This is a genomic window from Variovorax sp. FG153 (assembly GCF_057809595.1).
Map to the genome: position 1 here is coordinate 48,842 of NZ_JBMDKG010000037.1, position 21,861 is coordinate 70,702.

Consider the following 21,861-nt stretch of genomic DNA (forward strand, 5'->3'; position numbering starts at 1 on the left):
GTGGTCGTTCCTGTCGGCTAGTTTGCACCCGCCAGGCGCTGCCATGCGGCGTGCAGCGCGGCCTGGCTCGCGGGCGGCAGCACGCCCATGCGCACCTGGCCCGGCAGGCCGAATGAAGCGCAGTCGCGCAGCTTGATGCCCTCGGCGCGCAAGCCGGCCAGCAGGCCCGCGAAATCCGCCGTCATCGGTTGCGCGAGATGGTAGTTCGCCACGCTGGGCGTGGTCTGCCAGCCCATGCGCGCGCACAACGCGAGCTGCGCGGCCTTCCATTCGCGCAGCGTGGCCAGGCTGTCGCGCACCCAGGCCTGCACCGCGGGTTCGGCCCAGGCCGACAGCATCGCCACGCCATGCGCGCCCACGGGCCACGATGAACCCAGGCGCAGCAGCGCGCCCACCGCCTCCTGCGCGTCGGCCGGCGCGATCGCATAGGCCGCGCGCACACCCGTCATGCCCAGCGCCTTGTTGGGCGACCACATCTGCCAGAGCCGGTCGAGCCGCGCGGGCGCCAGCGCGAGTTCGCCATCGAGCCGCAACGGTTCGTAGGCACGGTCGAGCACGCAGGGCACGCCCTCGGGCAGCGCGTCGATCGACGCGGCCAGGCCGGGCTGCGCCTGCCCCTGCGGCGCCGACGGATCGCAGCACCACGCGAGCCGCGGCCGGCGCGCCGCATGCGGCGCGCGCACCACCTGCAGGCCCCAGGCGCGCGCGGCGGCCGCGTAGTCGCCATAGGAAGTGGCCGGCAGCACGACCTCGCCGTGCGCGCCGCGGTCCTCTTGCGCCACCCAGGCGGTGATGCGCCGGATGAACTCGCTCGCGCCGGCCGCGATCACGATGCGCCAGGGCTCCACGCCATGCAGCGCCGCGAGCCGCGCGCGCAGGGCCGTGTAGGCCGGATCGGGATAGCGCGTCGCGTCGGCCGCGCGCACTTGCGCGAGCGCCTCGGGGCACGGGCCACAGGCATTGGCATTGGTCGAGAAATCGTGGGCGGGTGCGCCGAGCGCGTCGGGGCCGCCATGGTTCGGGGTGAAGTCGGGCTCGCTCATCGCACCCCCGTGAACAGCAGGACGACCGGCAGCCAGGCGGCCAGCGCCAGCAGCAACACGGCGCGCTGGCCGAAGCGGGCCGCACGCGCGGTGTCGGCGGGCATCGCGGCCCGGCCCTCGACGTTGAGCGCATAGACCGCGGGCTTGGCCAGCCGCACGCCGAGCAGCAGCGCCATCGCGGCCATCGGCCAGCCGCTGTTGGGCGATGGCGTGCGCCGCGCCTCGCGCGCGAGGCCGCGCGGCCAGCGCCCGGCCGCCAGCGCGAGCAGCAGCACCGTGAGCCGCGCGGGCAGCCACGACAGCAGGTCGTCGGCGCGCGCGGCCCACTTGCCGGCCCAGGTCCAGTCGCGGCCGCCGCGCTCGCCGCGGTAACCCCACATCGCATCGGCCGTGTTGGCGAAGCGGTAGAGCGCCGCGCCCGGCAGGCCCAACAGCAGGAACCAGAACAGCGGCGCCACCAGCGAGTCGTTGAGGTTCTCGGCCAGCGATTCGATCGCGCTCTCGCGCACCTCGCGCTCGCCGAGCTGCGAGACATCGCGGCTCACGAGGCGCGCGAGCCGCGCCCGGCCCGCGTCCAGCGATTCGCCGAGCGCGGCCTCGACCGCGAGCACCTCGTCGCGCAGCATGCGCCAGGCGAACAGCGGCTTGAGCACCAGCCCCAGCAGCAGCGCGAAGGCCCAGGCCGGCAGCGCCTGCTGCAGCGCGGCCTGCAGCGCCACGGCGATCGCGAGCACGGCCAGCGCGCCCGCGCACCAGGCGATGGCGCCGAGCGCGAAGGCGCGCCCTGCCTTGCCCGAGGCCGCGCCGAACGGCGGCGCGATGCGCGCGCCGGCCCAGCCCAGGTAGCGCCCGATCCACACCACCGGATGCCAGCGTGCGGGCGGTTCGCCGAGCCAGAGGTCGACCGCGAGCGCGATCCACAGCGCGGCCAGCATGGCCAGCACGGGAGCGGTGAAATCGATGGCCGGCATGGCGCGATTGTCCCGAATCAGAGGGCCGGCCGCGGCCGGCGGTGCCGGTGCCATTGGGTCAGCGCGCCGAGCGCCAGCAGCACCGCCATGCCGAAAAGCGCCCAGAGCGTGCGCACCACCGAGGCGCTGCGCGGCGCGGGCACGGGCTCGGGCTGCGGTTCGAGCCGCAGGCCGCGCACGAGTTGGGTCGCGGCCTCGTCGCCTTGTTTGCTTTCAGTGGGTGCCGGCGACTCGGCCTGCGTGGCCGGGGCCGTGGCGCCCCGCACTTCCACCGGCACCACCACCGGCTTCGGCGGCGCGGCCATCGCCGCGCGCGCGAAGCGCTCCACCGCCACGTTGCGCTCGCGCAACCCGCTGGCCTGCGCCGCCTGCGCATAGGCCTGCGCGAGCTCGCGCCGCGTCGCGGCATCGGGCGACCAGTAGTTCAGGCGCACCGCATCGAGCATGCGCTCCAGCGTCTGCGCGAAGGCCGCGCGATTCGCGCCTTCGAGCCAGGCGCGGGTGCCGAGTCGCTCGCGGTCGCGCACATAGGTGTCGTGCAGCGACTGCCACTGGTCGGGCCGCACCGTGGCCGGCGCGGTCACCTGCCAGCCCCAGAGGAACTGCGCGGTCTTCAGCACCTGCAGCGCGCCGCTGTAGCCCTCGGCCTGCTGCGCCGCGATCCACTGCGGATGCAGGTAGCGCGTCTGCATCTCGCGCGCGATCGCGCCGGCGGCGGTGTCGGTGCGCACCTCGCCGGTGTCGCGCAGGTTCTGCACGTAGAGCGCCGGGTCCTTGCCCGTGAGATGGCGCACCGCCTGCGCGATGCCGCCGAGGTACTGGAACGGATCGTCGTTGGTGAGCACGCCATAGAGGTTGGAGCTGCGCGCCATCAGCGCCGCGTCGACCTGTGCGAGATTGCCCGCGAAGGCGCCGGGCCCCGCGGCGCCTTCGAGGCCCTGGCCATAGGCATGGCCCATGCGGTCGATGAACAGGCCCGCCATCTGCGCGTCGCCGCCGCCGCGGCGCTGCGAGCGCCAGAGCTCGCTCGCGAGCGCGGCCTCCTCGAGACCGGCGCCGTAGCTGCCCTGCTCGTTCGAGAACACGCGCGCGGTCGACCAGCGCGCGGCCTCCGCCTCCGACGCACCCCCGGCCCGCAGCCGCCGCGCCAGCGCCTCGCTGTGGCGCGCGACCGCATTGGTGCCCGCGGGCTCGCGCAGCGCCGCCACCTGCCGCACCGCCTCGTCGAGCCAGCGCATCACGTGCGGGAACTGGTCGCGGTACGAGCCCGTCACGCTGACCAGCACATCGATGCGCGGCCGCTTCAAGGCCGCGGCGGGCAGCACCTCGATGCCGTTCATGCGCCCCGCATCGTCCCAGCGCGGCCGCACGCCCATCGCGTGGAAGGCCTGGCTCTCGAGCACGCCCTGGTGGCGCGAGGCCTCGCCGGCCCAGAGCGTGAACGCGATCTTCTCGGGCGCCTTGCCGCCGTGGGACTGCGCATAGGCCGCGATCCAGGCGTCCATGGCGGCCACGCCGGTGTCCCAGGCCACGCGCGTGGGCACGCGGCTGGGATCGAAGCCGTAGAGGTTGCGGCCAGTGGGCAGGCTGTCGGGATTGCGTACCGGATCGCCGCCATAGCTCGCGCGCAGGTAGCGGCCGTCGAGGGCCGTCAGCAGGCCCTCGATCTCCTCGTTGTGCGCGAGCGTCGCGTCGAGCTGGCGCACGCGCATGGCCAGCGCGCGCAAGGTCTCGGCTTGCGCGGGCACGGTGGTCGCGCCGTCGAAGGCCGCATCGTCGAGCACCCGCGCCACCCAGCGCCCCAGCGGCGAATCGGCCATGTCGGCCGGCTCGCGCAGGAAGGTTTCGTCGAGGTCCTCGCCGAGCGCGGTCGCCAGCGGCTTGCCGACGATCTGCAGCAGCGTGGCGCGCCGGCGCTGCGCACTGGGCGCCTCGCCGAAGGTCGCGAGGCCCAGCGGCTGCGCGGTCTGCGCGAGTTCGTCGAGGTAGGGATGCAGCACCGCCACGAAGCCCGCGAAGTCGGCGCGGATGCGCGCTTGCGTCCAGGCCAGGTCGCGGTCGTAGTGCCGGGCCACGAAGTCGGCCAGCAGTTGCCGTTCGAGCGCGGCCTTGACCGGGCCGGGCGCGAGCGTCTCCCAGTCGTGCATGCGCTCGTGCATCCGCGCGAGGCCCGGGCGCAGGCCGGCGGGCGAGAACATCGGCGTCGAATGGCTGACCATGGTCGCTCGGCCGCGGCGCTTGGCGGTGGTGGCCTCGCCGAGGTTGTCCATCACATAGGGATAGACGTTGGGCAGGTCGCCGAGCACCAGCAGCGGATCGTCCTGCACCGACAGCCCGCGCTCCTTGCCGGCCGACCATTCGACCGTGCCGTGCGTGCCCACGTGCACCACGGCCGAGGCGCCGAACTGCGTGCGCAGCCAGAGGTAGGTGGCGAGGTAGGCATGGCCCAGCGGCACCGCCGAGCGGTGGTAGACCTGCTGCGCCTTGTCCATCGCCCTCGTGCCGGGTTCGAAGCGCGGCGGCTGGCGCAGCACCACCACGTTGCCGAAGCGCACGCGCGGAATCACGAAGGCCGGCGCGCCGTCCACCGTGCGCAGCTGGGTCGAGCTTTCGGGCGCGCCCCAGTAGGCCTCGATGCGCTGCTGCGTCTCTAAGGGCAGCGCGCGGAACCATGCGAGGTAGCGCGCGAGCGGCAGCGTGTCGGCCAGGTCCTGCGCGAACAGCGGCCGCAGTTCGTCGGTTCCCGGCGCCGGGTAGGACGCCTTGAGCGTGGCCTGCACCTGCGCGATCAGCGTCTCGGGCGCGGGCGCCTCGGTGCGGTAGCCGGCCGACTGCATGGCCGCGATCATGCGGCTCACGCTGCGCGGCACGTTGAGGAAAGAGGCGCCGAAGTTGGCCTCGCCCGGCGGGTAGTTGTAGACCAGCATCGCGACCCGGCGCTGGTCCGCGCTCGTGCGCTGCAGCCGCAGCAGCGCCGCGGCCTTGTCGGCGACTGCATCGATCTGCGCGGGCAGCGACTGCAGGCTGCCGCTCGCGGCATCGCGCGCGCTCACGAGCATCGGGTCGGTCATGCCGGCCAGTTCGCTCGGGCTGTAGTAGGCCGCGATGTCGGACTGCGCGAGGCCGTCCTTGCTTTGCGCCCATTGCGCCGCATCCATCGCAAGCGACGGCAGGGTCTGCAGCACCGGCACGCCGATGCGCTCGAGCTCGGCCTTGCGTTCGTTGGGCGTGAAGACCAGCGCGGCATTCACGATCAGGTCGGCCACGCGGCGGCCGCCCTCGGCCTGGGTCATGCGCGTGTAGAGGTCCTTCTGCTGGCGCGGGCCGTAGAAGGCATAGGCGCGCAGGCCGCGCTGCGCGAGCGCGGCGATCAGCGTGTCGAGCCAGGCCGTGTCCTCGCCGGTCACGGTGGCGGCATTGACCGCGATCGCCACGGTGCCGTTCGTGCCGGGCAACTGTTCGACCGCCTCGATGCTTGTTTCGATGCGCGGCCACCCCGGGTGATAGAAGCCCGCGAGCGGTGTCGCCACGGGTTCGGGCAGACCATCGGACACGCCGACCCTGGCGAGCGCCTGCATCGACGCCGAGAGGTTCGCGCTACCCGCGAAGCGCCAGTAGGCACGCAGCCGCTGCGCCCAGGCCGCGTCGACGCCACGCTCGGCCGCGAGCGGCGGCGCGGCCGTGAGCTGGCCCCGGGCGACCAGCGCGAACTCGCCGACCAGCACATAGGGCGCCGCGCTGCGCGCGATCGCGTCGCCGAAGCGCGCCGCCGCGGCCTGCGCCACGCTCAGATGCGGCGCATCGATCACCAGCAGCCGCGCGCCCTCGAGCGCGGTCGACAGGGCCTCGGGCGAATCCCGCGTGGCCGACAGCACCTGCAGCGGCAGTCCGGCCTGCTGCGCCGCGGCCTGCAGCCGCGCCACGCGCGCGGGCGATACCAGCGAGGTCGCGAGCACGACCACCGGCCCGGTGGACGACTGCTGCGCCCAGGCCGGCAGCGCCGCCAGCCACGCCAGCAGCCACAGCGCGACCCAGCGCCGCGTCAGGCTCACTTGCCGCCCTGCACCGGCACCGCGTCGGCCGGCACGTAGACCATGGTCCCGTCCTTGAGGCGCCAGGCCGTGCCCGCGCGCTCGCCGTCGCCTTCGCCGGTCGCGCCGCTGGCCTTGAAGCGCGTGATCTTGCGGCCCTCGCGCGTCACGATCTCCATGTTCGGCTGGCCCTCGTTGCGGATCACCGTGACCTTGTCCTGCGCGAAGGGATTCATCGGGTTGTTGATGACCGCGATCATCAGCATGCCGATCACGACCATGAAGACGTCGATCAGGTTGATGGTCGAGAGCACCGGATCGTCGTCGTCGCCGTCCAGGCTGCTGAGGATCGAGAACTGCCGCCTGCTCATGAGAGCCGATCCCGCGCGTCGAGCAGCATCACCAGCTCGCGCATCAGCCAGCGCCGGCGCACGGTGTAGACCACGAAGGCGATCGAGGCCGAGGCCAGAGCGACGATCACGCTCGCGAAGGCCGGCGCGAGGCTCTGCGCCACGCCCTGCGACTCACCCGAGGCCACGGCCACCAGCGCGGGGCCCATCGGGATCATGGTGGCGATCAGGCCCAGCATCGGCGCCACGCGGCTGCACAGCCGCACGCCCTCGAGCTCCTTGAGCACGGCCAGCTCCATCTGCTCCTGGCTGGCCTGCGCATGCGGCGCCAGCACCAGCGCGCGCGACGGGTCGCGCCGGCGCTGCAGGTATTCGACGCCGAAGGCACCGAGGCACCACACGGCATAGACGAAGGACAGCAGCACACCCAGCGTCACCGGCCAGAGGAACAGGCGCGCGAGCTCGAACAGCACGGTATCGAAGGCCAGCATCAGGCGGACTCCAGGTCAGGCGAAGAAGAAGGATCGGGATCGAACAGGTCCGAGGGCCGGCCCCAGGCCTCGTCGAACACCAGCGACGACAGCGGCGCGCGCCGCGCCCAGCGCTCGCGCTGCAGCATCGGCTCCTCGTAGAAGCCGTGCACCGGCCCGAGGCACAGCAGCGCGATGGTCTCGGCGCCGGCCGGCAGGCCCAGCAGCGCCGCCACCTCGGCCGGATCGAACAGCGAGACCCAGCCCATGCCCAGCCCCTCGGCGCGCGCGGCCAGCCAGAGGTTCTGGATCGCGCACGCGGCCGAGGCCAGGTCCATCTGCGGCAGGGTGCGGCGGCCGAACACATGGTGTTCGCGGCCGTCGGCCAGCGTCACCGCGAGCAGCTCGGCCGCGTCGAGCAGGCCCTCGACCTTGAGCCGCATGAAGGCATCCTCGCGCTCGCCGAGCGCGCGCGCCGTCAGCACGCGTTCGCGCTCGACTGCCGCATGCAGTCGCGTGCGCAGGGCCGCGTCGCGGATGCGGATGAAGCGCCAGGGCTGCATGAAGCCGACGCTGGGCGCATGGTGGGCCGCCTCGAGCAGCCGGCGCAGCAGCGCGGGCGCGACCTCGCCGCCCGCGAAATGCCGCATGTCGCGCCGCTCGTGGATGGCGCGGTAGACCGCCCTCGCCTCCTCGGCCGCGAACGCCTGGCTCATCCGGCTCAATCCTCGATGCCGCGCTGCGCCGGGATGCCGGCCTTGAACGCATGCTTGACCAGCGTCATCTCGGTCACGGTGTCGGCGAGTTCGATGATCTCGGGCGGGCAGCGGCGGCCCGTGAGCGCCACGTGCACCTGCTTGGGCCGCGCGCGCAGAGTCTCGAGCACGCCCTCGAGCGGCAGCCAGCCGTAGATCAGCGGGTAGGTGATCTCGTCGAGCACCACGAGGAAATACTCGCCCGAGAGGATCGCGGCCTTGGCCTTTTCCCAGCCGTCGCGCGCGAGCTGCCCCGAGCGCTCGAGGTCCTGGCTCTTCCAGCTGAAGCCGTCGCCCAGGCCCTCGATCGGGATGCCGATCTGCTCGAACATGCGGTGCTCGCCGAAGCGCGCGCTCGGCACCTTCATGAACTGGTAGATCTTCACGGCTTTGCCGCGGCCATGCGCGCGCAGCGCCAAGCCGAAGGCCGCGGTGCTCTTGCCCTTGCCGTCGCCGGTGTTGACGATGACGATGCCGCGGCGTTCGCCTTCGGGCTTCTCGTAGGGCTTCTCGCTGGGTGGGGTTTCTATCTGCATGGGGTGGTCTCTTTCAAGGCTGTCGAATGCGGGCAGCCGGACGCAGAGGACGCGAAGGTTTCGCGAAGGACGCCAAAGAAGACATCCAAAATTTTTCTTTGCATTCTTTCGCGCCCTTTGCGAAACCTTCGCGTCCTTCGCGTACGCCTGTCCGATCCCGCATTCATCGCGGCAACGCAATCCATTGTTCCGCCACGCGGTGCACGCGAATCCGGTGATCGAACACCTGCTCGAGCGCCGCATGCGTCGCGGGATCGCTGCTGCCGCCGTGGTGCACCACGCGGCCGCGGTCCATCACCACGAGTTCGTCGGCGGCCAGGGCCATGGGCAGTTCGTGCAGCACGCTGACCACGGTGCGGCCCGCGGCGACCAGCGCGCGCACGGTCTGCATCCAGTCGGCCTGGTGCGGCGGGTCGAGGTTGGCGAGCGGCTCGTCCATCAGCAGCAGTTCGGCCTCGACCGCGAGCGCGCGCGCCAGCAGCACGCGCTGGCGCTCGCCGCCCGAGAGCTGGCCCAGCGGCCGCTCGCGCCAGTCCCAGGCCTGGGTGGCGCGCAGCGCGCGTTCCACGGCGGCGCGGTCGGCGGCGTCGGGCGCGGCCAGCCAGCGCTGGTGCGGCAGGCGACCGAGCATCGCGACGTCGTAGACCAGCAGGTCGTCGGCCGCGCCCTCGCCCGCCACGCCCTGGCCCAGCCACGAGAGGCGGCGCGCGCGCTGGCGCGCCGGCAGCTTCGCCGCGGGCTCGCCGAACAGGCGCAGCTCGCCGCGGTGCGCGAGCAGGCCCGCCAGCACCTTGAGCAGGGTCGACTTGCCGGCGCCGTTGGGGCCGACGATGCTGGTCCAGCGCGCGGCGCCGATCGCGAGGTCGATGCCGTGCAGCACCTCGGTGCCGCCGAGCGCCGCGCTCACGCCGCGCACCTCGAGCGCCTGGGCGGTGGTGGCCGTCATGAGGCCGTGCCCCTCGCGGTGCGCCGGTGCATCAGCCACAGCAGGTAGCTGCCGCCCAGCACCGCGGTGAGCACGCCCACGGGCAGCTCCTGCGGCGCGATCAGCCAGCGCGCCAGCAGGTCGGCCGCCATCAGCAGCAGCCCACCCATCGCGGCCGACAGCACGATCAGCCGCGCATGCGTGGTCTTGACCACCGAGCGCACCAGGTGCGGCGCGGCCAGGCCGACGAAGGCGATCAGGCCGGTCTGCGCCACCGCGGCGCCGGTGGCCAGCGCCAGCACCACGACCAGCGCGGCGCGCATCGCGCCCAGCGGCAGGCCCAGGCTGCGCGCGGTGGCCTCGCCCAGTGCCAGGCCGTCGAGCACCGGCGCCAGCGCCCAGGCCAGCAACAGGCACAGCGCGCAGGCCAGCGCCATCACGGCGCAGGCGCTCCAGCCGACCAGGCCGGTGTTGCCGAGCGTGAAGCCCTGGATCGCCTGCAGGATGTCGGCCGAGGCGATGGTGATCAGGTCCTTCATCGCACCGAGCACCACGCCGACGATCACGCCCGCGAGCAAGAGCCGCAGCGTCTGCTGCACGCCACGCGCGAGCAGCAGCGTGAGCATCACGGCCGCCATCGAGCCGAGGAAGGCCGCGCCCGTCAGGCCCAGCCGCACCACCCACTGCGCGCTGGCGGCCGAGCCGCCGAAGAACAGCAGCGCCAGCGCCACGCCCAGCGAGGCGCCCGAGGCGCTGCCGAGCAGGAAGGGATCGGCCAGCGGATTGCGGAACAGCCCCTGCGCCACCGCGCCGGCCAGCCCGAGCAGCGCGCCCGCGAGCCAGGCGCCGAGGGTGCGCGGCAGCCGGATGTCCCAGACGATCTGCAGCGCGACCGGGTCATGGCGCGCCGACAGGAAGCTCTCGAAGCCGGTGCTGCCGATGCCCAGGCCGAGCAGCAGCAAGGCGGCGCCGAGCACCAGCAGCGCGAGGCCGAACAGCACCACGCGGCTCAGGTGGCCCGCGGGCATCAGCGCGCGCCTCCCTTGCTTGCCTTGTCGCCCAGGCACTGCGCCATCAGCCGTGCCGCCTCGTCCATGCGCGGACCGGGGCGCACCAGCACGTCGGACTGCTCGGCCGTGAAGCGGCAGATGCGCCCTTCGCGCACCGCGCGCATGGTGCTCCAGCCCGGGCGCTGCTCGAGGCCCTGCGCGCTGCGCACGCTGACCATGATCAGGTCGGGATTGGCGCGCACCACGTATTCGGGGTTGAGCTTGGGAAAGGGGCCGAGCGCCGCCGGCACGATGTTCCTGGCACCCAGCCGCGTCAGCGTCTCGCCGATGAAGGAGGACTCGCCGGCCGCGTACGGGCCGCTGTTGACCTCGAAGTACACGCGCACGCCGCGCGCGGCGGCCGGCAGCGACTGCGCCGCGGCCGACACCGCGGCATCGATGGCGCGCCAGACCGCCGGCGCCTCGTGGGTGCCGAGCACCTGGTCGAGCTTGCCGAGCACGCGACGCACGTCGGCATGGTTCTTGGGCTCGAGCACCAGCACCTTGAGGCCCAGCGCCTCGAGCCGCTCGGTCACGCGCGAGGACTTGGCGAGCAGCACCACGTCGGGCCTGAGCGTCACCACGGCCTCGACGTTGGGATCGATGCCGCCACCGAGTTGCGGCAGCGTGCGCACCGATACGGGCGAATTCGAATAGCGATCGACGCCGACCAGCCGCGCGCAGGCGCCGAGCGCGCAGACCGATTCGGTCAGCGAGGGCAGCAGGGTCACGATGCGCTGCGGCGGCTGCGGCAGCTCCACGCTCACGCCGCGCTCGTCGACCACCTCGAGCGCGCTCGCGGGCGACGTCCACAGGCCGAGGCCCAGCGCGAGTGCCGCCAGCGCGGCGGCGAAAAACTTCTTCATCGGCCCGGCTCCTTCAGCGTCAGCGGCAATCCGGCCGTCATCAGCGTGACGCGCTGGCAGGCCGCCGCCACGTCCTGGTTGAGCCGCCCCAGCGCATCGACGAAGGCGCGCGTCTCGCGGCCCAGCGGGATCACGCCCAGGCCGATCTCGTTGCCCACCAGCACGACCGGACCGCGCGCATCGCGCAGCGCGCCCAGCAGCAGGTTGACGTGCGCGGCGGGCGTGCGCGAGACCGGCCGCGCGCCCTCGGCGCGCAGCGGCATCAGCAGGTTGGTGAGCCACATCGTGAGGCAGTCGACCAGCACCAGCGACTCGGGCGTGCTCTGGGTCACGATGGCGCGCGCCAGCTCGACCGGTTCCTCGATGGTGCGCAGGCTGGGCACGCGCTCGGCGCGGTCGGCCTGGTGGCGCACGATGCGCTCGCGCATCTCGTCGTCGTAGGCCTGCGCGGTGGCGATCAGTACCGCGCGGCGCTGCTTCGGCGCGGCCGCGAGCCAGTCGGCCGCGCGCTGCTCGGCGCGACGCGACTTGCCGCTCTTCTGGCCGCCGAGGATGAATTCGTGTTCAGGCGTCAACGCGATGCTCCTGGGCAGCCGGTGCCCCGGTTTCGAGCGGCGCGGCGTCGAACAGCCGCGCGGTGGCTTCGGGACTGGAGGCGAACCAGGCGTGGAAGTAGCTCGCGCGCACGCAGCCGTGCACGTAGAGCGCCTCGCCACCGGCCGTGCCTTGCGGGCGGCGCGAATGGGCGGCCGGCACGAGCGGTGTCTCGCAGCGCGAGTAGTGGAAGGTATGGCCGCGCAGCGTGTGCGCGCCCAGCGCGAGCGCCTGCGGGCCGAGGCCGGCGAGCCGCTTCTGCAGCGTGACGCGCCCGGGCAGCAGGCCCCAGAGCGCATGCACCGCGGCTTCGTTGCCATCCCCGGGCACCGCGATCTCGTCGAACAGCGCCATCATCCCGCCGCATTCGGCCCAGATCGGCCGGCCCGCGGCCGCATGGGCGGCGAGCGCGGCGCGCAGGTCCGAACGCCGCGCGAGCGTGGCGGCATGCAGCTCGGGATAACCGCCGGGCAGCCACAGCGCATCGCAGTCGGGCAGCGCATCGCCGGCCAGCGGCGAGAAGAAGACCAGCCTGGCGCCGAGCGCACCCAGCGTGTCGAGGTTGGCCGGGTAGATGAACGAGAAGGCCGCGTCGCGCGCGATGGCGATGGTGCGGCCCGCGAGCAGCGGCGCGATCGGGGCGACCTTATCGGTGGAAGGTGGCTCGAAGCGCACCTGCGGCAGTTGCAGCGACCCCAGCGGCGTGCCGGCCAGCGCATCGGCCACGCGGTCAAGCCGCTCGGCCGCGTCGGCGAGCTCGTGCGCCGCCACCAGGCCCAGGTGGCGTTCGGGCAGCGAGAAGCCCGCGTCGCGCGGTAAGGCGCCGAGCCAGTCCGCGGGCTCGCGCAAGGCGCCGCGCAGCATGTCGGCATGGCGCTCGCCGGCCACGCGATTGGCCAGCACGCCGGCCCAGGGCATGCCGGGCCTGAAGCTCTGCAGCCCATGCGCCAGCGCGCCGAAGGTGCCGGCCATCGCTTGGGCGTCGATCACGGCCAGCACCGGCAGGCCGAAGCGCTGCGCCAGGTCGGCCGCGCTCGGCGTGCCGTCGAACAGGCCCATCACGCCCTCGACGATCACGAGGTCGGACTCGGCCGCGGCCGCATGCAGCCGCGCGCGGCAGTCGGCCTCGCCGGTCATCCACAGGTCGAGCGAATGCACGGGCGCGCCGGTGGCGAGCCGCAGCCAGTGCGGGTCGAGGAAGTCGGGCCCGCACTTGAAGGCGCGCACGCGCCGGCCCTGGCGCGCATGCAGCCGCGCGAGCGCGGCGGCCACGGTGGTCTTGCCCTGACCCGAAGCGGGCGCGGCCACGAGCACGGCGGCGCAGCGCGCCGCGCGATCGGGCAGGTGCTGGCTTACTGGGGCGTCCACTTCAATCCGACGTACGCGTTGCGGCCACCGGTGACGTAGCCGCGCGCGAGCATGTAGTCCTTGTCGCCCACATTGTCGATGCGCGCGACCAGGTCGACGTCGCGCACGATCTTCGTGCTGGCCACGAGGTTCAGCAGCGTGTAGCCGCCGAGCTTGCGCGTGTTGGCCGCGTCGTCGTAGCGCTGGCTCGAGGCCTGCACCTCGGCGCCCAGCGTCCAGCCGCCGAGGCGCCAGTCGGCACCCAGGGTGCCGTAGCGCTTGGCGCGGCGGGCCAGCAGCTTGTCGGTCGCGAGGTCGCGCGGATCCTGGAAGTCGAGCGAGGCGCGCAGCGTCACGTCGCCGATGCGGTGGCCGGCCGACAGCGTCACGCCCTCGTAGCGCGCCCGCGCGGTGCTGCCGTAGCAGCCGAAGGACGAGGCGCAGCCCCTGGCGGTCGAGTCGAACACGATCAGGTTGCGCACGTTGTTGCGGTAGACCACGATGCCGGCGTTGGTCGGGCCGTCGGTGTACTTGAGGCCGAGCTCGACGTTGCGGCTCGACTCGGGCTGCAGGTCGGGTTTGCCATATTCGCTGAAGCGCTGGTAGAGCGTGGGCGCGCGGAAGGCGGTGCCGGCCGAGGCGGTCACGCGCAGCTTCGGCGTGATCGCGAAGCCGTAGGCGGCGCTGCCGGTGGTCTTGCCGCCGAACTCGCTGTCGTCGTCGTGGCGCACGTTGAGCTGCAACGAGTGCGGACCCTGCACGAAGCCGTAGCCGAGCGAGACCGCGTCCTGCGAGCGCTTGCGCGCCAGGCCCTTGTCAGTGCTGCTGGTGGGGGCGTTCTCGAGCCGGTCCTCGCGGCGTTCGAGCGCGGCCGTCACCAGGTGCGGACCGAAGCGCAGTTCGTTCTGGAACAGGTAGCCGCGCAGCCGGGTCTCGGTGCGGTAGTACGAGGGCATGGTGCTGTAGACCGACTGCGAATCGGTCACCTGCAGCCGGGTGCTGTAGACCTCGTTCCATTGCGCCGACCAGGTCAGGCCGGCGGTGCGCAGCCGGTTGCGGCTCTGGTCGTCGAGGTAGTAGGCCGGCGGCTTGCTGCCGGACTTGGCGGCGTCGTAGTGCGCCTTGGTATCGCTCGACAGCGCGGTGGCCTCGAGCCGCTGGCCGGGCGCGATCTGCCAGCCCAGGCGCACATTGCCCGAGGTGGTGTTGTAGCCGTCGCGGTCGGGGCTGGTGAAGCCGTCCTTGGGCAGCGTGCGCTTCTCGAGCGGCTGGATGTTGAAGCCGCGGCTTTCCTCGTGCGCCACGCCGAACGAATAGTCGAAGGCGTTGGCCTTGCCGCTGATCGCCGCCTCGGTACGGAACAGGCCGTGGCTGCCGACACCCACGCCGATCGAGGGCGACACCCCCTCCTCGCCGCGCTTGGTGAACAGCTGGATCACGCCGCCGATGGCGTCGGAGCCGTAGACCGCCGCGGCCGGGCCGCGCAAGACCTCGATGCGGTCGATCTGCGCCAGCGGGATGCTCTCCCAGGCCGCGCCGCCGGTGGCCTGCGAGTCCACGCGCACGCCGTCGATGTAGACGGCGGTGAAGCGCGTCTCGGCGCCGCGGATGTAGACGCTGGTCGAGTTGCCGACGCCGCCGTTGCGCACGATCTGGATGCCGGCCTGGCGCGCGAGCACGTCGGCCACGCCGGTGGAACCGCTGCGCTCGATGGTCTCGCGGTCGATCACCGAGACATCGGCCACCAGGTCCGACAGCGGCTGCGCGGTGCGGTTGGCCGTGACCACGGTCTCGCCGAGCGCGCCGGCCGGAGTCTGGGCCGAGGCCGCCAGCGGCAACTGGGCCAGCAGCAGGCCGCCGAAGGCCGGCACCAGGGCCAGCGGCAGGCCGGCCAGGCGCATGCCGATGCGGGACGCGGGAATGCGAGCGCGCGAACGGCGCGAGAAGGAAACGCAGGAAATCATGGAGTGAGCGAACGAACGTCTATGCCCCTTGCCGGCCTCCCCGCCGGCGCCCGGGGCGCCATTGGTCCGTGCCTGCATCGACGAAGCGAAGAGCATGCGCGAACCGCCTTGTTGGCCGGTATCCGGGCTGGCAGACCGGCCCTCGCCGCCTTCCCAGGCGCCTGTTTCAGGGCGCCCAGTGGCTCGTGTGGAGAGGGTGGCGCCTTGCGGCGCCGTCTGCTTGACCGTTGCGGGGGCAGCGCAGGCGGCTTCGGTGCCGGCGCGCGGCCGGTCCCTTCACTCCTGCTTCCCGTTGAACCGCGGCGCGTGAACCACGCCGCAGGCACCAACGGGCGAGATTCTAGGCGTTGCGCCGCGCGCCTTAAGTCGAAAGTTGCGTGCGCCCGACGCTCGCCGCGTCCCGCGCACTAACATCGACGGGCTATGGGATGCCATCACCACCACCCCGCATGACCCTGCGTTCCTCGCCATTGCTGCGCCTGCGCTCCGCCCTGCAGCGCCTGTTCGGCGTCTCGGGCTGGCAATCGATGCTGCTGTGGTCCATCGTCGCCGGCCTGCTCGGCACGCTCGCTACCGAGGGCTTCCGCGCCGCGCTGCGCGGCTTCGAGCACCTGGTGCTCGGCCCCGGCGACAGCCTGGTCGCGATGGCGCGCGCGCTGCCGTGGTGGGCGCGCATCGCCTTCCCCGCCGTGGGCGGCCTCGTGGCCGGCGGCCTGCTCGTGCTCGCGAAGCGCGTGGCGGTGCGCAGCGCCACCTCCGACTACATGGAGGCGATCGTGCTCGGCGACGGCCGCATCCCGGTGGCGCAGACGCTGGTGCGCAGCGCCTCCTCGCTCGTGAGCATCGGCACCGGCGGCTCGATCGGCCGCGAGGGCTCGATGGTGCAGCTCGCCGCGCTGGCCGCCTCGCTGCTGGGCCGGGTGTTCCGCTTCCCGGTCGAGCGGCTGCGCCTGCTCGTGGCCTGCGGCGCGGCGGCCGGCCTCACGGCCGCGTACAACGCGCCGATCGCGGGCGCCTTCTTCGTCGCCGAGATCGTGCTGGGCTCGATCGTGATGGAGAGCGTGGGCCCGATCCTGATCGCGGCGGTGGTCGCCAACATCGTGATGCGCGCCCTGCCCGGCTACCAGCCGCCCTACCAGATGCCGGTGTTCCCCGAGCTGCATGGCGCGGAGATCCCGCTGTTCGCGCTGCTCGGCGTGCTGCTGGGCTTCGCGGCCGCGGGCTTCCTGCGCGCGCTGCAGGGCAGCCGGGCGCTGTTCGCGCGGCTGCCGTTCGCGCTGCCGTGGCGGCTCGCGCTCGGCGGGCTCGCGATGGGGCTGGTGTCGGTGCCCTGGCCCGAGGTCTGGGGCAATGGCTACAGCGTGGTCAACGCGGTGCTGCACACGCCCTGGACCTGGACCCTGATCGCCATGGTGCTCGCGGCCAAGCTGGTCGCCACGCTGGCCACGGCCGGCTCGGGCGCGGTGGGCGGCGTGTTCACGCCGGCGCTGTTCTTCGGCTGCATGGTGGGCGCGCTGTTCGGCCATGCCGCGCAGGCGCTGTGGCCGCATGCGGTGTCGGCCCCCTACGCCTATGCGGTGGTCGGCATGGGCGCCTTTCTCGCGGGGGCCACGCAGGCGCCGCTGATGGCGATCCTCATGATCTTCGAGATGACGCTCAACTACCAGGTGATGCTGCCGCTGATGCTGGCGGGCGTGATCGCCTATTTCGTCGCGCGCTCGGCCAACGCCGGCTCGATGTACGAGATCACGCTGCGCCGGCGCGAGCAGCAGGACGAGCAGCTGCGGCTGCGCTCGCTGCACATCCGCGACCTGGTGCAGCCGGCGCAGACGGTGGTCGGCCCCGAGGCCGACCGCGAGGCGATGAGCCGGCTGTTCCTGCAGCACCCGGTGAAGTACCTCTACGTGGTCGACGCGAACCAGCGCTACCTCGGCGTGGTGCCCCTCTCCGCGCTCGGCACGGCCGCGGCCGAGGTGCGCGCGGCGGACCTGCTGTCGCAGGCCATCGCGCCGATCACCGCCGACACCAGCCTGGGCGAGGCGCTGCAGCGCTTTCTCGAGCACCTGGGCGAACGGCTGCCGGTGATCGAGAGCCCGGCCAACCCGGTGCTGCTGGGCGTGGCCGCCAAGAGCGCGTTGCTCGCCACCTACGTGCGGCTCAGCGAAGTTTGATGGCGCGGCGCGCAGGCCGCAGAATGCCGTGCCAGGCGCGGCGGGTGCCCCGGAGGACCGCCGCTTTCACGGGAAACTACAATCGCGCACCATGCCCGCCTCCAGCCCCATCGACCAGATCGCCGAGCGCGTGGAACGCCTGCTCTTGCGTCACGAAGAGGTGCAGCGCACGAATGCGCTGCTGCAGGAACAGGTCGATGCGCTGACGCGCGAGCGCGATGCGCTCAAGTCGCGGCTCGCGGCGGCGCGCACGCGGCTCGACGCGCTGCTCGAGCAGCTGCCGGCCGTACCACCCTCCGAAGATTCCCCCGCATGAAGCAGATCGAAGTTCAGATCATGGGCCAGAGCTACCTGCTCGGCTGTCCCGATGGCGGCGAAGCGCAGCTGCGCGACGCGGTCGAACGCGTGGACGCGGCCATGTGCAAGATCCGCGACGCGGGCAAGGTCAAGGCGCGCGACCGCATCGCGGTGCTGGCCTCGCTGAACCTGGCCTTCGATCTCGCGGCGCAGGAGACCACGGCGAAGGCCGTGCCACCCGCCGAGCCGGCCCCGACTCCGGCCGCGGCCCCCGCCGACGACGGCGCGGTCGATCCGAAGGCCGCGCAACTGATCCACAAGCTCGACCAGGCCCTGGCCGGCGACGGCCACCTGCTCTGAGCATCGGCGCGCGGCCTTTCCCTCAATCGCAGAGATCGGCGCGCACTGCAAGAACTTCGATGCAAACCTGCCCGCGCCGCAGGGACTCCCCTCAAAAAACCGGAAAGCGCCCGGGCGCGAAGGCGTAAAATCGTTCCTGTCTGCGGTGCGCGTTGGGCTTTATATGTCCTTGTTCCAATGCTCTACGGAGCCGGGCTTGGTATATCGCTCGACGGGTGTGATCATCTCGCGTCAGATGAACCCGAAGTCTTGCTGCCCTCGCCCACCTGAACCCCGGTTCAGGATGCGAGTCTGGCGCCCATTCGCAGACACCTATTCCTCTTCGTTGCGCTGAGTGCGCATCGAACATCGGCGATCCCCGGCATGGCGGGATCGCCCCAGGAACCCACGCTGTATTTGCATCGATACATCCGATCCTGGCTCGCGCGCGACCGTGCGCGCCGGGCCGCAGCTACGTTTCAGATAGCATTGCGGCCCATCCCCCTCCCTTTTTCCCTCGACCCGAGGCCCGTTGCCATCGCTGCACGGCGCCCTTGCCTTACCCGAAAGTCCGTGGCGTGAACGTGACCAGCCTGCTCGACCCCCTCCTGATCGCCGAACTCGCCGTCCTCGGCCTCGGCACCGGTTTTCTCGCGGGCCTGCTCGGCATCGGCGGCGGCATGGTGATGGTGCCGTTCATCACGATCATCATGGGCCACCGCGGCGTGCCGGCCGACCTCGCGGTGAAGATGGCGATCGCGACCTCGATGGCCACCATCATCTTCACCTCGGTGTCGAGCGTGCGCGCGCACCACAAGCGCGGCGCGGTGCGCTGGGACATCGTCAAGCGCCTCGCGCCCGGCATCGTGATCGGCAGCCTCGTGGGCAGCCTCGGCATCTTCGCGCTGATCAAGGGCACGGCGCTGGCGATCGTGTTCGCGCTGTTCGTGGGCTTCTCGGCCACGCAGATGTTCCTCGACCGCAAGCCCAAGCCCACGCGCCAGATGCCGGGCACCGCGGGCCAGCTCGGCGCGGGCGGCGCCATCGGCCTGGTCTCGGGCCTGGTCGGCGCGGGCGGCGGCTTCATCAGCGTGCCCTTCATGACCTGGTGCAACATCTCGATCCACAACGCGGTCGCCACCAGCGCCGCGCTGGGCTTCCCGATCGCGGTGGCCAACGTGGCCGGCTACGTGATCAGCGGCCAGTCGGTGCAAGGCCTGCCCGAAGGCTCGTTCGGCTACATCTGGCTGCCCGCGCTCGCGGTGATCGCCGTGTGCAGCGTGCTGACCGCGCCGCTGGGCGCCAAGGCCGCGCACAACCTGCCGGTGAAGAAGCTCAAGCGCGTGTTCGCGAGCATCCTCTACCTGCTGGCGGCCTACATGCTCTGGAAGGGCCTGCGCGGCTGAGCGCGCGGCCCTCTTCCGCCCCTCTTTTCTAGACGCCACGACGCGCCCGGCCGGCGCGTCGCGCAGGCGCGCGCCGCAGTTTTTCTCAACCAGCGCCAGCAAATCTCGATGGTTCGCGGCGGCTGAAAACAGGACCATTCCGTTCACGCAAACCACACGAGGAACGGACATGAGCAAGAGACTTTCGGTCGCCATCATCGGCGCCGGCATGGGCGGCCTGGCCACGGCCGCGGCGCTGCGCCGCGTCGGCATCGACGTCATGGTCTACGAACAGGCCGAGAAATTCACCCGCCTGGGCGCGGGCATCCAGATCGGCTGCAACGCGATGCAGGTGCTGCGCGGCCTGGGCCTCGAGGCGCGCATGCGCGCCGAGGCCTTCTACCCGCGCTCCTGGAACAACAAGGACGCCTACACCGGCGAGGTGCGCTTCGACATGATCTTCGGCGAGACCGCCGAGCGGAAGTTCGGCGCGCCCTACCTGCTCGCGCACCGCGGCGACCTGCATGCCGCGCTGCACAGCGCGGTGCCCGACGAATTCATTCGCCGCGGCCACAAGCTCGCGGGCTTCTCGCAGGGCGACGGCGGCGTCGAGCTGCGCTTCGCCAACGGCGCCACCGTGCATGCCGACGCGGTGGTGGCGGCCGACGGCGTGCACTCGCTGGTCAAGGACCAACTGTTCGGCAGGTCCGAGCCCAACTTCACGGGCCGCATCGCCTACCGCACCACCTTCTCCGCGGCGCTGCTCGGCGGCCAGGAGATCGACCAGTGCACCAAGTGGTGGGGCAAGGACCGCCACATCGTCATCTACTACGTCAAGCCCGACCGCAGCGAGGTCTACTTCGTGACCAGCCAGCCCGAGCCCGGCTTCCGGCTCGAGTCGTGGTCCACCAAGGGCGACATCCACGCGCTGCGCGAGGCCTTCGCCGACTTCCATCCGCAGGTGCGCCACGTGCTGCAGTCCTGCCCCGAAGTCCACAAGTGGGCGCTGGTCGACCGCGACCCGCTGCCGCGCTGGAGCGAGGGCAACATCACGCTGCTCGGCGATGCCTGCCACCCGATGACGCCCTACATGGCACAGGGCGCGGCGATGGCGATCGAGGATGCGGCGGTGCTCTCGCGCTGCCTCCAGGGCTGCGACCGCGACGGCGTGGCCGAGGCCTTCCAGCGCTTCGAGGCCACGCGCAAGCCGCGCACCTCGCGCGTGCAGCTGACCTCGCGCACCAACACCTGGCTGCGCGATCCGCAGGACTCCGACTGGGTCTATGCCTACGACGCCTGGAACACGCCGCTGGCCGAAGCGGCCGTGGCCTGAAGGGAGCGAGAACATGACGGACAAGACCCACACCTCGGCGAAGTTCCAGCGCGGCCTCGCCACGCGCAAGGCGGTGCTCGGCGCGGAATACGTCGAGAAATCGATCGCCGAGGCCGACGACTTCAGCTGGCCGATGCAGCAGCTCACCACCGAGTACTGCTGGGACGAGATCTGGAACCGGCCGGGCCTGGACCGGCGCAGCCGCAGCCTGCTGAACCTCGGCATGATCAGCGCGCTCAACCGGCCGCACGAGCTGCGGCTGCATGTGCGCGGCGCGATCAACAACGGCATCACGCCCGCCGAGTTGCAGGAGGTGTTCCTGCAGGTCGCCATCTACTGCGGCGTGCCCGCGGCGCTCGACAGCCTGCGCAACGCGCGCGAGGTGCTCAAGGAGATGAAGCTCGCCTGAAGCTTCGCCCTTTTGAAAAACATCGGAGACAACGACATGGACAACCAGGCAATGCTGAGCCGCCGCGCGCTGCTCGCGCTCGCGGCCGCGTCGATGGGCACGGCGGCCCTCGCGCAGCCAGCCACCACGCGCGGCAAGGTCACGAAGATCCTCGTGGGCTTTCCGCCGGGCCAGGCCACCGACATCGTGGCACGGCTGATGGCCGAGAAGATGCAGGCCGTGACCGGCGAGAACTACATCGTCGACAACAAGCCCGGCCAGGGCGGCAGCATCGCGATGGGCCAGCTCGCGAAGTCGCCCAACGACGGCTCGACGATGATGCTCACGCACATGTCGGCCGTGGCCACCAACCCGCACCTCTACCGCAGCGTGCCCTACGACTCGCTCAAGGACTACGAGGCGGTGGGCCTGGTCGGCGACCTGCCCTTCGTGCTGGTGTGCCATCCCTCGCTGCCCTTCAGCGACGCGCAGGGGCTGGTGGCCTATGCCAAGGCCAACCCGGGCAAGCTCACCAATGCCTCCTCGGGCAACGGCACGGTGTCGCACCTCGCGATGGAGGAGTTCAAGCGGCGCGCCGGCATCGACATCGTGCACGTGCCCTACAAGGGCAGCGCGCCGGGCCTGACCGACGTGGTCGCGGGCAACGTCTCGCTGGCGCTCGAGACCGCGGCCGGCGTGCAGGCCTTCGTGCAGGGCGGCAAGCTGCGCGCGCTCGGCGCGGCCACCGCGAGCCGGCTCGACGCGCCGCTGGCCGTGCCCACGCTGATCGAGCAGGGCTTCGCCGACTTCCGCGCCTCGACCTGGCTGATGCTGCTCTACCCGGTCGGCACCTCGAAGGCGCTGGTGGCCTCGACCCACGACGCGATCGCCAAGGCCATGCGCAAGCCCGAGGTGGAGCGGCGCATGCGGAGCATCGGCGCGCTGCCGCGCTACAGCGCCAGCCCCGAGGAAGCCGCGGCCTACGTCGCCAGCGAGTTCAGGAGCTGGGGCGACCTGGTGCGCCGCAGCGGCGTGCAGATGGATTGA

General features: G+C 72.1%; 20 protein-coding genes and 1 riboswitch. Of the genes, 7 read left to right on the forward strand and 13 right to left on the reverse strand.

What is annotated here, in order from left to right:
* Nucleotides 1-17 precede the first annotated feature (17 nt).
* The 13 genes from ACODT0_RS30580 to ACODT0_RS30640 form a co-directional block, all read right to left on the reverse strand.
* Nucleotides 18-1,043: an aminotransferase class I/II-fold pyridoxal phosphate-dependent enzyme gene (locus tag ACODT0_RS30580; protein WP_489042998.1), complete on the reverse strand. Its 1,026-nt coding sequence runs from the start codon at nt 1,041-1,043 to the stop codon at nt 18-20.
* Nucleotides 1,040-2,014, reverse strand: a complete 975-nt coding sequence (gene cbiB, locus ACODT0_RS30585) for an adenosylcobinamide-phosphate synthase CbiB (protein ID WP_489042999.1) — start codon at nt 2,012-2,014, stop codon at nt 1,040-1,042. Before cbiB ends, ACODT0_RS30580 begins: the two co-directional genes overlap by 4 nt.
* Before the next feature lie 17 nt (nt 2,015-2,031).
* Nucleotides 2,032-6,066: a cobaltochelatase subunit CobN gene (gene cobN, locus ACODT0_RS30590; protein WP_489043000.1), complete on the reverse strand. Its 4,035-nt coding sequence runs from the start codon at nt 6,064-6,066 to the stop codon at nt 2,032-2,034.
* Entirely contained in the window at nt 6,063-6,416 is a 354-nt protein-coding gene (locus tag ACODT0_RS30595; RefSeq protein ID WP_413763382.1) for a DUF2149 domain-containing protein, read from the reverse strand. The genes cobN and ACODT0_RS30595 overlap by 4 nt, the downstream gene beginning before the upstream one ends.
* Nucleotides 6,413-6,886 (reverse strand): MotA/TolQ/ExbB proton channel family protein, encoded by a 474-nt coding sequence (locus tag ACODT0_RS30600; RefSeq protein ID WP_208513237.1) that lies wholly within the window; start codon nt 6,884-6,886, stop codon nt 6,413-6,415. The genes ACODT0_RS30595 and ACODT0_RS30600 overlap by 4 nt, the downstream gene beginning before the upstream one ends.
* The gene (gene bluB / locus ACODT0_RS30605; protein WP_489043001.1) at nt 6,886-7,581 is read right to left on the reverse strand and encodes a 5,6-dimethylbenzimidazole synthase; all 696 of its coding nucleotides are present in this window, start codon (nt 7,579-7,581) and stop codon (nt 6,886-6,888) included. Before bluB ends, ACODT0_RS30600 begins: the two co-directional genes overlap by 1 nt.
* 5 nt (nt 7,582-7,586) lie before the next feature.
* Nucleotides 7,587-8,156, reverse strand: coding sequence for a cob(I)yrinic acid a,c-diamide adenosyltransferase (cobO, locus tag ACODT0_RS30610; RefSeq protein WP_261210640.1), 570 nt, complete (start codon nt 8,154-8,156; stop codon nt 7,587-7,589).
* A gap of 163 nt (nt 8,157-8,319) precedes the next feature.
* Nucleotides 8,320-9,102 carry an ABC transporter ATP-binding protein gene (locus ACODT0_RS30615; RefSeq protein ID WP_431509140.1) on the reverse strand — a complete coding sequence of 261 codons (783 nt, stop codon included), beginning with the start codon at nt 9,100-9,102 and terminating at the stop codon, nt 8,320-8,322.
* Complete coding sequence (locus ACODT0_RS30620) at nt 9,099-10,109, reverse strand: FecCD family ABC transporter permease (RefSeq protein WP_489043002.1); 1,011 nt, start codon at nt 10,107-10,109, stop codon at nt 9,099-9,101. Before ACODT0_RS30620 ends, ACODT0_RS30615 begins: the two co-directional genes overlap by 4 nt.
* Nucleotides 10,109-10,996, reverse strand: coding sequence for an ABC transporter substrate-binding protein (locus tag ACODT0_RS30625; protein WP_489043003.1), 888 nt, complete (start codon nt 10,994-10,996; stop codon nt 10,109-10,111). The genes ACODT0_RS30620 and ACODT0_RS30625 overlap by 1 nt, the downstream gene beginning before the upstream one ends.
* Nucleotides 10,993-11,571 (reverse strand): bifunctional adenosylcobinamide kinase/adenosylcobinamide-phosphate guanylyltransferase, encoded by a 579-nt coding sequence (gene cobU, locus ACODT0_RS30630; RefSeq protein ID WP_261210637.1) that lies wholly within the window; start codon nt 11,569-11,571, stop codon nt 10,993-10,995. The genes ACODT0_RS30625 and cobU overlap by 4 nt, the downstream gene beginning before the upstream one ends.
* Nucleotides 11,561-12,958, reverse strand: a complete 1,398-nt coding sequence (locus tag ACODT0_RS30635) for a cobyrinic acid a,c-diamide synthase CobB (protein WP_489043004.1) — start codon at nt 12,956-12,958, stop codon at nt 11,561-11,563. Before ACODT0_RS30635 ends, cobU begins: the two co-directional genes overlap by 11 nt.
* Nucleotides 12,943-14,901, reverse strand: coding sequence for a TonB-dependent receptor domain-containing protein (locus ACODT0_RS30640; RefSeq protein WP_057594569.1), 1,959 nt, complete (start codon nt 14,899-14,901; stop codon nt 12,943-12,945). Before ACODT0_RS30640 ends, ACODT0_RS30635 begins: the two co-directional genes overlap by 16 nt.
* A 96-nt stretch (nt 14,902-14,997) precedes the next feature.
* Nucleotides 14,998-15,245, reverse strand: a riboswitch (cobalamin riboswitch).
* 105 nt (nt 15,246-15,350) lie between these two features.
* On the opposite strand from ACODT0_RS30640, the gene ACODT0_RS30645 reads away from it, so the two are divergent.
* From ACODT0_RS30645 to ACODT0_RS30675, 7 genes are all read left to right on the forward strand, one after another.
* Nucleotides 15,351-17,072 (forward strand): ClcB-like voltage-gated chloride channel protein, encoded by a 1,722-nt coding sequence (locus ACODT0_RS30645; protein WP_261210634.1) that lies wholly within the window; start codon nt 15,351-15,353, stop codon nt 17,070-17,072.
* 91 nt (nt 17,073-17,163) lie between these two features.
* Nucleotides 17,164-17,388, forward strand: a complete 225-nt coding sequence (locus tag ACODT0_RS30650; protein WP_057594567.1) for a hypothetical protein — start codon at nt 17,164-17,166, stop codon at nt 17,386-17,388.
* Complete coding sequence (locus tag ACODT0_RS30655; protein WP_489043005.1) at nt 17,385-17,729, forward strand: cell division protein ZapA; 345 nt, start codon at nt 17,385-17,387, stop codon at nt 17,727-17,729. Before ACODT0_RS30650 ends, ACODT0_RS30655 begins: the two co-directional genes overlap by 4 nt.
* A gap of 563 nt (nt 17,730-18,292) precedes the next feature.
* Nucleotides 18,293-19,114, forward strand: coding sequence for a sulfite exporter TauE/SafE family protein (locus ACODT0_RS30660; RefSeq protein WP_057594573.1), 822 nt, complete (start codon nt 18,293-18,295; stop codon nt 19,112-19,114).
* Nucleotides 19,115-19,283: 169 nt separating this feature from the next.
* A complete protein-coding gene (locus tag ACODT0_RS30665; protein WP_296740423.1) occupies nt 19,284-20,426 on the forward strand; it encodes an FAD-dependent monooxygenase in 1,143 nt (380 codons plus the stop codon).
* Between the two features lie 13 nt (nt 20,427-20,439).
* A complete protein-coding gene (locus ACODT0_RS30670; protein WP_296740420.1) occupies nt 20,440-20,835 on the forward strand; it encodes a carboxymuconolactone decarboxylase family protein in 396 nt (131 codons plus the stop codon).
* 36 nt (nt 20,836-20,871) lie between these two features.
* On the forward strand, nt 20,872-21,861 hold the full coding sequence (locus ACODT0_RS30675; protein ID WP_261210630.1) for a Bug family tripartite tricarboxylate transporter substrate binding protein: 990 nt from the start codon (nt 20,872-20,874) through the stop codon (nt 21,859-21,861).

Coding starts and splice junctions, on each gene's coding strand:
- ACODT0_RS30580 (WP_489042998.1), bottom strand. CDS start 1,043: ATGAGCGAGCCCGACTTCACCCCGAACCATGGCGGCCCCGACGCGCTC.
- cbiB (WP_489042999.1), bottom strand. CDS start 2,014: ATGCCGGCCATCGATTTCACCGCTCCCGTGCTGGCCATGCTGGCCGCG.
- ACODT0_RS30595 (WP_413763382.1), bottom strand. CDS start 6,416: ATGAGCAGGCGGCAGTTCTCGATCCTCAGCAGCCTGGACGGCGACGAC.
- ACODT0_RS30600 (WP_208513237.1), bottom strand. CDS start 6,886: ATGCTGGCCTTCGATACCGTGCTGTTCGAGCTCGCGCGCCTGTTCCTC.
- bluB (WP_489043001.1), bottom strand. CDS start 7,581: ATGAGCCAGGCGTTCGCGGCCGAGGAGGCGAGGGCGGTCTACCGCGCC.
- cobO (WP_261210640.1), bottom strand. CDS start 8,156: ATGCAGATAGAAACCCCACCCAGCGAGAAGCCCTACGAGAAGCCCGAA.
- ACODT0_RS30615 (WP_431509140.1), bottom strand. CDS start 9,102: ATGACGGCCACCACCGCCCAGGCGCTCGAGGTGCGCGGCGTGAGCGCG.
- ACODT0_RS30620 (WP_489043002.1), bottom strand. CDS start 10,109: ATGCCCGCGGGCCACCTGAGCCGCGTGGTGCTGTTCGGCCTCGCGCTG.
- ACODT0_RS30625 (WP_489043003.1), bottom strand. CDS start 10,996: ATGAAGAAGTTTTTCGCCGCCGCGCTGGCGGCACTCGCGCTGGGCCTC.
- ACODT0_RS30640 (WP_057594569.1), bottom strand. CDS start 14,901: ATGATTTCCTGCGTTTCCTTCTCGCGCCGTTCGCGCGCTCGCATTCCC.
- ACODT0_RS30645 (WP_261210634.1), top strand. CDS start 15,351: ATGACCCTGCGTTCCTCGCCATTGCTGCGCCTGCGCTCCGCCCTGCAG.
- ACODT0_RS30650 (WP_057594567.1), top strand. CDS start 17,164: ATGCCCGCCTCCAGCCCCATCGACCAGATCGCCGAGCGCGTGGAACGC.
- ACODT0_RS30655 (WP_489043005.1), top strand. CDS start 17,385: ATGAAGCAGATCGAAGTTCAGATCATGGGCCAGAGCTACCTGCTCGGC.
- ACODT0_RS30665 (WP_296740423.1), top strand. CDS start 19,284: ATGAGCAAGAGACTTTCGGTCGCCATCATCGGCGCCGGCATGGGCGGC.
- ACODT0_RS30670 (WP_296740420.1), top strand. CDS start 20,440: ATGACGGACAAGACCCACACCTCGGCGAAGTTCCAGCGCGGCCTCGCC.
- ACODT0_RS30675 (WP_261210630.1), top strand. CDS start 20,872: ATGGACAACCAGGCAATGCTGAGCCGCCGCGCGCTGCTCGCGCTCGCG.